Origin of the sequence: Chryseolinea serpens (assembly GCF_900129725.1) — a bacterium.
In the GTDB taxonomy this organism is placed as follows: domain Bacteria; phylum Bacteroidota; class Bacteroidia; order Cytophagales; family Cyclobacteriaceae; genus Chryseolinea; species Chryseolinea serpens.
On record NZ_FQWQ01000004.1, the window covers coordinates 589181 to 602860 of the forward strand.

General features: G+C 53.2%; 9 protein-coding genes and 1 pseudogene. 5 read left to right on the top strand and 5 right to left on the bottom strand.

From position 1 onward, the window contains the following. The first annotated feature begins 76 nt into the window (after window positions 1-76). The gene (locus BUB30_RS27075; RefSeq protein ID WP_143165102.1) at window positions 77-2815 is read left to right on the top strand and encodes an alpha-L-rhamnosidase; all 2739 of its coding nucleotides are present in this window, start codon (window positions 77-79) and stop codon (window positions 2813-2815) included. Here the strand turns inward: BUB30_RS27075 and BUB30_RS27080 are convergent. Beyond that, window positions 2812-3774, bottom strand: a complete 963-nt coding sequence (locus tag BUB30_RS27080) for a zinc-binding alcohol dehydrogenase family protein (RefSeq protein WP_245804184.1) — start codon at window positions 3772-3774, stop codon at window positions 2812-2814. The two genes, BUB30_RS27075 and BUB30_RS27080, sit on opposite strands and share 4 nt — an antisense overlap. A gap of 317 nt (window positions 3775-4091) precedes the next feature. On the opposite strand from BUB30_RS27080, the pseudogene BUB30_RS36020 reads away from it, so the two are divergent. Together BUB30_RS36020 and BUB30_RS36025 are read left to right on the top strand one after the other, a co-directional pair. Next, a pseudogene (locus tag BUB30_RS36020) lies at window positions 4092-6151 on the top strand (glycoside hydrolase family 95 protein); the annotation flags it as partial. 54 nt (window positions 6152-6205) lie between these two features. Next, complete coding sequence (locus tag BUB30_RS36025) at window positions 6206-6508, top strand: glycoside hydrolase family 95-like protein (RefSeq protein WP_394334009.1); 303 nt, start codon at window positions 6206-6208, stop codon at window positions 6506-6508. Window positions 6509-6701: 193 nt separating this feature from the next. On the opposite strand, the gene BUB30_RS35330 is transcribed toward BUB30_RS36025, so the two are convergent. Both BUB30_RS35330 and BUB30_RS27090 read right to left on the bottom strand, forming a co-directional pair. After that, window positions 6702-6839 (bottom strand): hypothetical protein, encoded by a 138-nt coding sequence (locus BUB30_RS35330; protein ID WP_178377212.1) that lies wholly within the window; start codon window positions 6837-6839, stop codon window positions 6702-6704. A gap of 429 nt (window positions 6840-7268) precedes the next feature. After that, entirely contained in the window at window positions 7269-8456 is a 1188-nt protein-coding gene (locus BUB30_RS27090; RefSeq protein ID WP_073140848.1) for a glycosyltransferase family 2 protein, read from the bottom strand. Window positions 8457-8667: 211 nt separating this feature from the next. Here BUB30_RS27090 and BUB30_RS27095 point away from each other — a divergent pair, with 211 nt between their 5' ends. Next, complete coding sequence (locus BUB30_RS27095) at window positions 8668-9903, top strand: PD40 domain-containing protein (protein WP_084138432.1); 1236 nt, start codon at window positions 8668-8670, stop codon at window positions 9901-9903. On the opposite strand, the gene BUB30_RS27100 is transcribed toward BUB30_RS27095, so the two are convergent. Both BUB30_RS27100 and BUB30_RS27105 read right to left on the bottom strand, forming a co-directional pair. After that, on the bottom strand, window positions 9885-10481 hold the full coding sequence (locus BUB30_RS27100; protein ID WP_073140852.1) for an HAD-IB family hydrolase: 597 nt from the start codon (window positions 10479-10481) through the stop codon (window positions 9885-9887). The two genes, BUB30_RS27095 and BUB30_RS27100, sit on opposite strands and share 19 nt — an antisense overlap. Window positions 10482-10484: 3 nt before the next feature. Further along, a complete protein-coding gene (locus tag BUB30_RS27105; protein WP_073140853.1) occupies window positions 10485-11351 on the bottom strand; it encodes a UbiA prenyltransferase family protein in 867 nt (288 codons plus the stop codon). Window positions 11352-11461: 110 nt separating this feature from the next. Here BUB30_RS27105 and BUB30_RS27110 point away from each other — a divergent pair, with 110 nt between their 5' ends. Further along, on the top strand, window positions 11462-13678 hold the full coding sequence (locus BUB30_RS27110) for a GumC family protein (protein WP_073140855.1): 2217 nt from the start codon (window positions 11462-11464) through the stop codon (window positions 13676-13678). The last annotated feature ends 2 nt before the right edge of the window (window positions 13679-13680 follow it).

Sequence of the window (13680 nt, forward strand, 5' to 3'; positions counted from 1 at the left end):
GATTTATCGGTGATGAATTTTGCATGATTTAATTTTAAGAAGGACATTGGACAAAATTCCATATACTTCTTACATCATGAAAAAATTACTGTCCGCTTTCTGCGCCCTCGTCGCTTCACTTTCAATATGCTGCATCGCGCAAGCGCAAGACATCCGGCTTTACGATCTGCGTTGCAACAGCGCCACAAATCCTGTCACCATCGATGATGCGCATCCGGCGCTTTCGTGGAAGATCGCCTCGACTGCACGTGGCGAAAAGCAAACTGCGTATCAGATCGTGGTAGGCCTCACCGAGAACGATGTGGAACGTTCGCCGGTGTGGAATTCGGGGAAAGTGATGTCGGAACAATCGGTGCTCGTTCCCTATGGTGGCCCGGCATTGGAAAACGGCAAACGCTATTTCTGGAAAGTGAAAGTCTGGGATCGCAACGGGAAAGAAACGCTGTATAGCGCCGCGCAGTTTTGGGAGATGACGGTGAACACGCAAGACTTTATGGCAGCATGGATCAGCGCTCCTGCGGTGTTTGATTTTCAGAAACTAAACCGCCACCGCTATGCTATGATCAAAGGCGAGACTCACGACTTCCTGGAACCGATGCCCCTGCTCCGCAAGAAGTTCGACCTCAAACAAAACGTCGCAAAGGCCACCGTCTATGTGGCGGCGCCCGGCTTTTTTGAACTGTTTATCAACGGAAAGAAAGTTTCCGACGACATTCTCAATCCTGCCTTCACAAACTACGACAAGACTGTTCTCTTCTCAACCTATGATGTGACCACTTTCCTGAAAGGCGGTGCCAATGCCATGGGCGTGATGTTGGGAAACGGTTGGTACAACTCCACATCAAAAGAAGTATGGGGTTTTGATAAGGCTCCCTGGCGGAACTTGCCCGCACTGAAATTGCAATTGGAGATCACCTACGACAATGCCGAAAAACAAATTGTAGCCACAGACGCGAGCTGGCTGGCCACCACCGGGCCAACCTTGTTTACAGCGCTCCGCCAGGGAGAGTATTACGATGCCCGCCTGGAAGTGCCACGCTGGAGTGAAGCAGAAGCCGATGAAAAAAACTGGCAGCCTGTGCGCCGGGTGGCCGGCCCCATTGGAACATTGCGGTCTCAAAAGCAGCCTCCGGTCCAGGTAACGCAGGTGCTGGACGCCGTAAAGTCCCAACGCCTGGCCAATGGCCATATCGTCTATGATTTCGGGCAGAATATGGCAGGCTTCGTGAGCCTGAACGTTGCGGGGAAAGCCGGCAGCAGACTGCAATTCAAATATGCCGAAAAGGTGGACGCCAATGGGGCGGCCGACCAGTCGAATATCAACAACTTGTTGGCGGACTCGCTGTTCCAGGTCGACCGCTATACCCTGAAGGGTGGGGGAGACGAGCAGTGGTCGCCGCGGTTTGTCTATCACGGATTTCGCTACGTGGAAGTGTGGGCCGATGGCGAGCTGCCGCAATTGAAAAGCATTCAGGCGAAAGCCATCTCCACTTCGTTTGAGAGCGTGGGCGATTTCACATGCTCCGACGAAGTCGTTAACAAAATACAGCAGGCCACCCGTTGGTCGTATCGCAACAATTTTGTAGGCTTCCCCACCGATTGCCCTCAGCGCGAGAAGAATGGCTGGACCGGCGACGCGCAATTGGCATGCGAAGGTGGCCTGTCGAATTTCAACGCAGCAACGGCCTATCAAAAATGGTTGGGCGACATTCGCGACGAGCAACAACCCGACGGCAACTTGCCCGGCATCATACCCACACCCGGATGGGGCTACTACTGGGGCAACGGTCCCGCCTGGGACATCGCCTGCATCGTCATTCCCTGGACAACCTACCGCTACACCGGCGACCGCCGCATCCTCCAGGATAATTTCACCACCATGAAAAAGTATGTCGACTACATGCACACGCGTTCCCCCGAACTCATCGCCGACTTCGGTCTTGGCGACTGGATACCGGTGGAAACGGAAACGCCCGTTGGGGTTACCTCAACCGGATATTTTTATTATGGTGCTACGACGGTCGCCAAGGCCGCCGGTCTTCTGGGCAACACAGCCGATCAGCAAGCCTACCAGGCCTTGGCCGCCAAAATAAAAGAGGCTTTCCACAAGAAATATTATAACCCAAAAACACAGACCTATGCCAATGGCTCACAAACCGCACTGAGCACGGCACTCTTTCACGGGCTGGTGCCCGACAACCTCGTGAACACGGTGCGCAAAAAGCTGGTGCAGGCCGTGCACCTCAAAAACGATCACATCGACACCGGCATTCTTGGCGCCCGCTATATGCCCCATGCGTTGACCGATGCGGGAGAGGCCAACCTGGCCCTGAAGGTGATCACACAAACCACGTATCCCAGTTGGGGCTACTGGCTTTCGAAGGGAGCCACCACACAATGGGAAGATTGGGAAGGCGAGTGGTCGCTCAACCACATCATGTTCGGCGACATGAGCTCGTGGTTCTATAAAGCGCTGACGGGGATCCGGCTCGATAACAACGTACCCGGATTCAAACACTTCATCATCAAAACGGAGCACACGGAAACCCTCCAATGGGCAAAAGGAAAATATGAATCGGCGTATGGAACCCTGTCAAGCGAATGGAAAAATGAGAACGGCAGGTTCGTCCACGACATCGAAGTGCCCGCGAACACTACGGCCACCTACTATGCACCCACGGGAAAAGCGGCAAACCTGAAAGAGAGCGGGAAAACCATAGCAAGCCAGGGGATTCGCATCGCGGGAACGGAGCAGGGAAGGGTCGTGCTGGAATTGGAAGCGGGCAAATACCATTTTGAAATGGCCGGGAATTAAATCCGTACATCCCAATCCGTCATCACCTTGATCTCGGGCGAGGACGGACTTGCCCATGTGGACATTTCGATCAGGATATCTCCACACGACGCACGTTTGGTGATATAAGCTTCTGTATTGAATTTCTTTTCGCGAAGCACGTTCATCACAAAATCAAAATCCTGGCGCGTGGCATTGCGGCTGCACATGAGTGTGGTTTCCTTGGCATGCAACACGGGATGCTGAAAGGCCAGCTCGCCTTTGAAGAGTCCGACCAACACTAACGTTCCGCCGTGGCGCATATAGTCGGTAGCGTTTTCAATGGCCCGCTTGCTGCCCGTGGCATCGATGACAATTTGGGCCAGGTCGCCACCGGTGAATTTTTTAAGGTTTTCGATAGCCTCGGTGTTTGCCGTTAGGGTCGCGTCCGCCCCGAAGTGTTGCCGCGCCATTTCCAAACGGCCCTCGTTGATATCGACGGCCACCACCGTGGCTCCTACAGATTTTGCTAATTGGATGATCCCCATGCCGATCGGCCCGCATCCCAGGACCACCACGAGGTCGTCTTTTTTTGCGCCCGCCCTTCGCAGGGAATGCGCGCCAATGGAAAGCGGCTCCACAATGGCGATCTCGTCAAACGACAGGTCGTTGGCCGGGATCAGCAAATGGGGTGGCAGCGAGATGATGTCCTGCATGCCGCCGTCGGTGTGAACCCCGAAGACCTTCAGGTTCTGGCAGCAATTGGTTTTGCCCGCGCGGCAGGCCACACACTGGCCGCAGTGGATATAGGGAATGACTACGGCCTTGTCGCCAGCCTTCAGCCCATGATCCGGGCCGTCGATGGCCATCACCTCCGTGGCCAGTTCGTGACCCAGGATGCGGGGATAGGTAAAGAACGGTTGGTTTCCCTTGAACGCATGAAGATCGGTGCCGCAAATGCCCACGCGCTTTACCCGCAACAAGGCCTTCCCGTTTTCCAACGAAGGCTCAGGTTTACTTTGAAAGGACAGCAAATCAGGATGTTCACAAATAATAGACCGCATAAAATTTTCGACCGGTAAGGAAAGCTTCCAAAAAACAGAAAAATAAAAAGTGAAGATAGGAAAGATGCGGGATTATTTGTGGACGTCTCCTGCCGTCCTAAAAAAATAGCTTCCAAAAAAAAGAGTCTGTCATCCCATCCGCAAGTGTGCTATATTGATCGCTCGTTTTAGTATTGCGTCTCATTGTTTACAACGTCAATCTTACTCTTTCTATGCCCCGTCCCTCCGCACACCTGATTTGTCTTGTATGGTTTATGTTCTGCATAATTTCCCCAAGTGTCTTGGCGCAGGACGATCTGAAGCTCTGGTATCAACAACCCGCGCGAAACTGGAATGAAGCCTTGCCGCTGGGCAACGGCCACCTGGGCGCCATGGTGTTTGGCGGCGTCGCCGAGGAGCGCTACCAGCTCAACGAAGCCACGCTGTGGTCAGGTGGGCCCGTCAATACCAATCCTAATCCGGCTGCGCCACAATACCTGGCGGCGATCCGGAAAGCGTTGTTCGAAGAAGATTACCAAGTTGCCGAAGCGTTGACAAAAAAAATGCAAGGCCTTTTCACGGAGTCGTATGAACCCCTGGGAGACCTCCAGTTAAAACAAGAATTGAGCGGGCCCCCTACGGCCTACTATCGCGACCTGGATATTTCCCGGGCCGTGGCCACCACCCGATTTACGGTGAACGGCGTTGAGTATACGCGCGAGCAATTTATTTCAGCACCCCAACGCGTGATGATCATCCGCCTGACGGCCAGCAAAAAGGGAGCCCTGAATTTTACAGCGCTAGCCACCAGTCCATTGACGGCGAAGGTTCAAGCCAGCGACAATCAAATCGTGTTGAAAGGAAATGCCCCGTCCCACACCGATCCCAGCTACCTGGAAACTATGGAATTGCCCGTGATCTATAACGACCCACAGCAATGCAAAGGCATGCGTTTTGAGCTCCAGGTGAATGTGAAGACCAGCGACGGACAGGTTGTAACTTCCGGAACAGGAGTGCAGGTGAGCAACGCAACGGAGGCCCTGTTGTTTGTCTCGGCGGCCACGAGTTTTAACGGATTTGACAAATGCCCATTGAAGGATGGCAAAGACGAACACGCTATCGCGACGCAACAAATGGGAGCCGCGGTGGGACTTTCATTCGATCAACTAAAACAAGCCCACGTTGGCGACTACCAGAAATATTTCCAACGCGTCCGCCTGGAACTGAACGGCAATCCGCCCAGCGCACTTCCCACCGACGAGCGCCTGAAGCGCTATACCAAAGGCGAAGCAGACCCAGCCCTGGAGGCATTGTATTTCCAGTTCGGCCGCTACCTGCTCATCTCCGCGTCGCGGCCAGGGGGCACCGCTGCCAATTTGCAGGGTTTGTGGAACCAGGAAGTGCGGCCGCCATGGAGTGCAAACTACACTACCAATATCAACACCGAAATGAACTACTGGATGGTGGAATCGTGCAACCTTTCTGAATTGCATCTCCCCTGATCGATCTCATTCAACACGTCTCGGTTACCGGCAAGGAGACGGCAAAGAATTTCTACGATGCTCCGGGCTGGGTGTTGCACCACAACACCGACATCTGGGCCACCACCAATCCCGTGAGCGGCAGCCCTTCGTGGGCAAACTGGCCGGTGGGCGGCGCATGGTTGTGTCAACACCTGTGGGAACACTATCAATTTACCGGCGACAAAGATTATCTCCGCAACACCGCCTATCCCGTGATGAAAGACGCCGCCGTGTTTTGCAATGCCTGGTTGATCAGAGATAAAGACGGCAACCTCGTGACTGCACCTTCCACATCACCGGAAAATGTTTTTGTCACCGACAAGGGGGTCAAGGGGTCGGTCTCCGTTGCCAGCACGATGGACATGTCCATTATCCGCGACCTTTTCGACAACGTGATGGAGGCCTCCACGGTGCTGGAAACCGATGAGGCGTTTCGAAAAACGATAGCCGCCCAGCGGGCCAGGCTTTTTCCTCTACAGGTAGGCAAGAAAGGCGACCTGCAGGAGTGGTATAAGGATTGGGATGGAGAGGACCCACAGCATCGCCACATCTCCCACCTCTTCGGACTTTTTCCCGGACGCGAGATCTCACCCTTAACCTCGCCGAAGTTTGCCAACGCCGCGCGTAAATCGTTGGAACTGCGCGGCGATGGAGGCACAGGATGGTCGAAAGGATGGAAGATCAACGTGTGGGCGCGCTTGCTGGACGGCGACCATGCGCACAAACTCATCCGCGAGCAACTCACGCTCACGGGCATGGAGGGAACGGATTATTCACACGGCGGCGGAACCTATCCCAACCTGTTCGATGCCCACCCGCCCTTCCAGATCGATGGGAATTTTGGGGGCACGTCGGGCATCACGGAGATGTTGTTGCAAAGTCATCTCAAGGAATTGCATCTCTTGCCGGCCATTCCCCGCGAATGGTCTAGCGGTACCGTTAGCGGTCTCAAAGCAAGGGGAGGATTTGTGGTGGAGATGAGCTGGAAGAATAATGCGCTGCAACAAGCCAGCGTCCTGTCATTGAATGGGACGACGTGCACGATACGGTCAGCCGCCCCGATAAGGGTAGAAGGAGCGAAGACTACCTCCACGAAAAGCGAACACGGTTACGTCACGACATTTCCAACAAAAAAAGGAATCACCTACACGATCAAAGCCCGGAAATGAGTGTTGAAAATCCGCAGGGAACCCTATGAAATGGGACATGTTTTCGGATGGATTTCAAAAAAGAAAAGTAGATGGCGCCAGACAGTAAAGAACTGCGCGCTTATCGCTGATAACGTCCATTCGTCAATGCGATGCGCTTTCACAGGGAAGACGACGTCTCTTTTTGCAGAGAAATGGCGATGAAAAAACTTTTTTAGCGGGTGAATGAATCGATGACGATGAACACCAGGAGCACGATGGCGATTCCGATGAGTAAACTGATGGTGAGAGCGATGATCACCCCCCTTTTTATGGGGTTTATTTCATATTTTCCGTGTACACGTTCAGGCATACACCAAGGTAGAGCATCGGGTGCAGAGAAATCATTTCAAATATTGTGTTTAATCAAGGGTGTATTGTTTTCAATTTTATTCTGGCCCTTTTATTTACTTGGGGAAACTTTCCTTTCTACGTGTGATCGGCGGAAAACTGCCACCTACCGCGTCGCCAGACGGGCTTAAAACGGAGCCGAATGTTACGGATAGCCTATCGGTAATAAAATATTTTGATGGAAAATTCGTTTCGGGGCTCTTGGGTGAATCGGGCTAAATGCAACACTGTTTTGGAAATGTGATGCATGTTTTCGGGTAGTTTTTAAATTTTTGGTGTGTGTGCACGGCGAATGTGAAGAATTTTTGAACCGCAATCACTCAGGCTCGTAAAGTTGAAGCAAAGTGCTTCGCGTTTTTCAATTTTTTCTTTCGTTTGGAGGCGCAAATGTTTAGGGTTCGTTCACGACGGAGCGTTTTGCTTTTTCCCACAAAACGGTTTGACTTCCTTTCATAAATCTCCGGAGTCCGGCAAACACAGCGAGGTTCATCACGGAAAAATAGTAGGGCACAAAAAAACCTTTGATGGAAATTTCTTTGTCGCGATTGAGATACCCTAAAAATGCGATGGCATAGAAGAAGACCTGGGCGGCGAAGGCCAACTGGTAGAGGAATAAACCCTGCCAGGCCAGGTAGAGGCTGCTCGCGAGAACCAGCACCAGCGAGAGTGGCGCCAGGGTCCAGCGGAGCACACGGTGCGAGAAGTATTGGAAGCTTACGATGCCGTAGCGGAAGGGATTGAGGAGGTACATCAACATGCCCATCGCCTGGAACGCGCCCGAAGAGATGCGCACTTTGCGTTTCCATTCTTCTTCTACCGACGCCGACGCCATTTCGGTGGCATAAGCTTCGGGCTCGTAGATGAAGCGGTGGCCCTGGCCCACGATGCGCATGGACAGGTAAAAGTCTTCAATGATCATGTTTTCGGGAGGTGTCTCGTAGAGGGCTGTGCGCACGGAGAACAATTCGCCTGCCGCGCCCACCACGGAGTGGAGTTCGGAATCTTTTTTCTTGAGAAACGATTCGTACTTCCAATACAACCCCTCGCCACCACCCGAGGCATTGTCCTTGGCCTTTTTAAAGATGCGTTTCTCACCCGCCACACCACCCACGTCGGGCGATTGGTAGTGGCGGACGATGTTGCGGATGGCCTGGTCGTTCAGGTCGGTGTTGGCATCACAGAAGATCACCAGGGGGGTGGTCACGTATTTCATCACCCGGTTCACGGCGTGGATCTTGCCGCGGCGTTCGGGCTGGTGGTAAACAGCGATGTTGTGGAACTTGCCCAGCACCTCGCGGCTGTTGTCGGACGAACCGTCTGTCACAAATTTGACGATGAGTTTGTCGGCGGGGTAGTCCAGGCTTAGGGTGTTGTGTACCTTTGTTTCGAGGTAGGGGGCCTCGTTATAGGCGGCGATGAGCAGGGTTACTTCCGGCAGATCAGCGTCGGGAAGGGGCTGGATTGGGGTGGGCTTGCCCTTGCCCCTGGCCAGCACGTAGACCACGATGCCATAGCCGATATAGGTGTAGAGGACCACGGCGCTGCCGAGCCAGAAAAGGTAGAACGCAAGCGTATCCATAGCGAGGGTTTTGGGGAGTTTATGCTACAAGGGGCAATTTAAATAGGAACACGGAGAAGTTAAGATATTTGTTATTTTTGTCAGTTGCCAACGTGTGTAATCCCCGCCTTCACGTCTCCCTGGCATCTTATTTGGAGTGGGTTGCTGCCGCGAGGCGTGGCCCCATTTTACCGTGTGGACAACGAAGGCATATTAAATAAAAAATGGGCGGATGCGCTTAGCTAGTCTTATCATCATATTACTTTCTCTTCCGGCCGGTCTGGCAGTAGGGCAGGAGTTGGATTTTAGTCCGCCGGTGAAGTTGCCGCCAGGGGTGAACAGCGATCAGAATGAGTCCGCGCCCCTGTTGTCGGAGGACGGCAGTACGCTGTATTTTATCCGGTCGGGTTCCGTGCAGAATGAAGGGGGTAAGTTTGCGGGCACCGACGCCTGGGTGAGTCACTTCAACACCACCACCAACGACTGGGGCCGGGCCGTAAACGACGAACTGCCAAACGACAAGGGCAACAACGCCGTGGTGGGTGTGAACTCCCGGCGAAGAGTGGTCTACATGCTCAACACTACCTCCTCGAAAATACCAAAGGGAATTTATTTTTTGCAGCGCACCGAAACGGGATGGTCGCGCCCGGAGTTGGTCCCCATCAAGGGCCTTAGCTCCGAAGGGTTTCTGGGGATCTATGTGTCGCCGGATTTTGATGTCATGTTTGTTTCCATGAAAGGTCCCGACTCGCGGGGCGAGGAAGATCTGTATCTCAGTCTGAAAGGGGCCGATGGCCAATGGTCGGCGTTGCAGAACCTGGGCGCGACCATCAACACGTCAGGCTTCGAAATATCGCCGTTCCTCTCGGCCGACAAGACCCGGCTTTTCTTTTCCAGCAATGGCCACCCCGGGTCGGGCGACGCCGATATTTTCTACAGCGACCGTCTCTATAACTCCTGGGAAACCTGGACGGTGCCCAAGAACCTGGGAACACAAGTGAACTCCCCGAAATTCGACGCGTATTTTTCCCTGCAAAGAGATTCGTCGGCCTACTTTGTGAGCAACCGCGGCGGGAAGTCGGACGACATCTACCGGACCAAGGCAAAACTTCGTCCCTCGGCGGCCACGGCCACCTATCTCACGGAAAAAGAAACGGAGGAACTGCTGGGCATCAAGGTGATCCGCAAAATAGAATTCGCGCCCCAGGTTGCTACACTGACATCGCCCCAGCGCGAACTGATCTGGTTTCTCACCAACAAGCTGGTGAGCAAGCACGAGATTCGTGTGCAATTGCAATATTTTGACAAAGAGGACGAACTGACCTCGAAGCGTCTTTTGGAAGTGATCAACCAACTGGTTTTGGCTGGAATAGACGGGTCGCGCATCGACAAGCTGAGCAAGGGCGGAAAAGGCGCGGGCAAAGACCAGATCGAACTGGTGCTGATGCGTCAGACGATGGAGCGATAGTGGGGGTCGGTGGCCAGGGCCAGCATTTCACGGTCGCCGCGCGAGTCGCCATAGGCAATGATGCGGTCGTAGCCGGCCAGGTCATAGGCTTCGCGGATGCGACGGGCTTTTTCTTCTCCAAAACAATTTTGTCCCTTGATCTTGCCCGTGAGAAGGTTATCGCGGGTTTCCAGTTGGGTGGCCAGGCAGCGGATTTGCCATTGGGCACACCAGGGACCAACCCAATCCTCCGGTGAGGCCGACACCACAGCGATATCGTATTGTTTCTGTTTGTAATCCTTGAGCAGGGCCAGTCCCTGTTCGCGCAGCAGATTCGGGACGACGGTGGTGGCAAATTCGATCCCTTTTGTGCGGAGTCGCGTTACGGGAACGTTGCCAAAAAAATGTTTTAAAACAATTTCCTTGGCCCGGTCGTTTCGGATAAGCTTGGTCATGTAAAGCACCATCACGGGGGTGAGCCAGGCGAACCCCAGCAGGAACCGGAACGTACCGTGATAGAAGCGGATAAAGGCAAAGAGTGTATCCTTCCGCGTGAGGGTTCCATCAAAATCGAAAAGGACCAGGTGCTTTTGCGCCATGCCTTAGTGGATATAGATGATGAGGTAGAAGCTGACGATCCAACCCAGCAGGGTGAGGATGATGAATTTGTCTTTGAGCAGGATGGTCGTTGGTGATCCGCTGTTTTCAGAGACAAAGGTGATCTGCAGGTAGCGCATCACCCCGGCGATCACAAAAATGGTGGTGCCAAAAAGCCATTGCGTGTTGAGACGTTGCGTCACTTCGGGCGACACCGTGTACATGATGTACGCAACGATGATGATACCGGCAAAGATGGCCAGGCAGGCGTTGATGAACTCCACGTTATAGTTTCGTGACGATTTGCGCACGACGCCGCCATCCTTGCCCAGCACCAGGTCATCCCGGCGTTTGGCGAGGGCCAGCAGCAACGACAGCAGCATCACCATGATGGCGAGCCAATGCGAGATCTGCACACCCGAGAGCACGCTGCCCGAGTAGATGCGGAAAAGGAATCCGGAGGCGACAATAAAAATATCGACGATGGATAAATTCTTTAACCCAAAAGTGTAGGCTACGTTCATAAGGCCGTAGATGCTCAGCAGGATCAGGAAATTGCGATCGAGCGAAAAGGCAATAAACAGGGAGGACGCCAGCAGGGCGCCCAGGAGTGCAAAACTGACGTAAACATTCGCCGCCCCCGAAGCCAGCGGCCGGAACCGTTTTTTGGGATGGAGCCGGTCTACCTCGCGGTCACGATAGTCGTTGAGAATGTATATAGCGCTGGCCATGAAGCTGAAGGCAAAAAATCCCTGGATCAGGTTGGGGTAGTGGTCCCATTCGAACGCTTGACCCGCAAAGAAGATGGGAACGAAAATGAAAGTATTTTTAGCCCATTGGTGAACCCGAATGAGTTTGATATACGCCAGCATAGACTGTTTTTCGTAAATATAAAGGGTTGAAACAATCCTGCTGTATAACTGACGAATATTTTTGAAGGCTACGATTTTTTAGTGAACTTTGATACCTTATGCCCTAGTGTATGGATTTACAAACCCTCTTCCGTGTTCTGTGGAGAAAACGTTGGATACTCATCATCATCCCGCTGCTATCGGTTGGCGGGGCTTTCCTCATCCGGATGCTGGGCGAATGGAAGTACCGGTCCAGCGCCCAGATGGCCACCGGCATCACCGTCACCGATGAGCTGATCGGCGACAACGGGAAATATTTCAATCCCTACGAAATGCAGATCACCTTCACCAACCTGATCGAACAGATCAAGTCGCGGGTGGTGCTTTCGCAGGTATCCTACCGGTTGTTGCTCCGCGACCTCGACGGCAAGGAAATGCCCTTCCGCAAACCATCCCAATCCAAGCTGGAAGAGCTCGCCAACGTGGACATTAACAGTCACAAGGCCGAATTCGAGAAGATCCTCAACGAGAAGCTCGAAAGCCAAACCCTGCTCGACCTCACCGACCCCAAGCAAAAGCTTGTCAAAAAAGTGATGGATGTTTATGGCTACAACTATGAAGCCCTGAACGAAGAGCTGGCCATCAACCGCATCAATATTTCCGATTATATCGAGATCAGCTATAGCTCCGAAAGCCCCTACCTCTCGGCCTATGTGGTGAATACGCTGTGTAGCGAATTCATCCGGTATTATACCAACATCAAACTGAGCCGCTCCAATGTGTCATTAGAGTCTTTGCAATCCATTGTGGACCAACGCAAGCAATACCTCGACGAGAAAACCGAGGGACTCAAAAACTTCCAGTCCAACCACGAGATGATCAACTCGGAAGCGGAGGGCGCCAGCAAGATCCGCCAGATCCAGGACTATGAAGACCAGATCGCCGACGAGCAAAAGAGCATCCGCGGCAACGAACTGACCCTGGCCAACCTGGAAATGAAAATAGAACAGGCCGACCAAAGCCGGGGAAACAAACCCAACAGCCGGATCGTCGACCTCCGGAAAAAAATAAACACCTTCAACGAGCGCTACGTTGCCGGCGGGCAGACCGACCAGGTACTGCTGGATAGCATCACCGCTTTCAGGAACCAGTTGCAAGGGATGATGAACGCTGCCGGCGAGGCCACCAAGCTCACCCCCGCAGAGTTGAATGCGCTAAAAGATAAACGCGACCAGACCAAGATCGACCTCGAGATCTCGCGCGAGAACCTGGTGTCGCTCAATAACATTTTGAATTCCATCCGCTACAGCGTGGGCAATTTTGCCAGCCGTGAGGCCGTGAGCCAGGCCATGGGCAAAGAAGTGGAAGTGGCGCGCGAAGAATACCTGGCCGCGCAAACCCGTTTTAACGAAGCGCGCGAAAAGCTGGTGACCAACAAAATGCCTATCAAACAAGTGGTGGTGGGCGAAGTAGCCGAGAAACCCGAGTCGCGCAAGACCATTGTGTTCATGGTTTTCACGGGCGTGCTGAGCTTCGGTTTGTGCGCGTTTGTCGTCATCCTGCTGGAAATGCTCGACACCCGCATTAAGACGCCACAACGGTTCAAAAACCTGGCGAAACTGCCACTGGCGGGTATACTGGAACAACTGCCAAAAAACGGCGGGGCACCGAACTGGAATTTCTTTACACCGGCAAACGAGTCGCAGGAATTGAACCGCCTCAACCACGACCTGCGCAAGATCCGCTATGAGATCGAGAACCGGAAGGTGCAGGTTATTTTAGTGACCAGCACGAAGAAGGCGCAAGGCAAAACCTTCTCCATCATGTCGCTGGCCTATTCGCTGGGCCTCATTCACAAACGCACCCTCATCATCGACACCAACATGCGCAACAACAGCCTCACGACGATGCTGACCGCGCGCTTCAGCCTGAAGCAGTTGATGGAATATTATAACAAGAATACCAAGCTGATCGGCACCGCCAAACACAGCGAGACCAAAGATCCGGAAACGAACCTGATTACCCCGACAACCAACCCGATGGTGGACATTATCGGGAACAAGATGAGCCAGCTTTCTCCCTCGGAGATCATTCCGGGTGGCGATTTTAAAGTGTTGCTGGAGTGGCTGAAGGTGCAGTACGACTACATCATCCTGGAAGGCGCGGGACTGAACGAGTTCTCCGACTCGCGCGAACTGGTGCGTTTTGTCGACCTGGTCATCCCCGTGTTCTCGGCCGATTCTTCCATTACGGAAGAGGATAAAGAATCGCTTAACTTCCTCAAATCATTGCAAAATAAACTGGGACCCGCTGTGCTGAACAATGTTCCAAAGGAGGAAAAAAGCTAGCA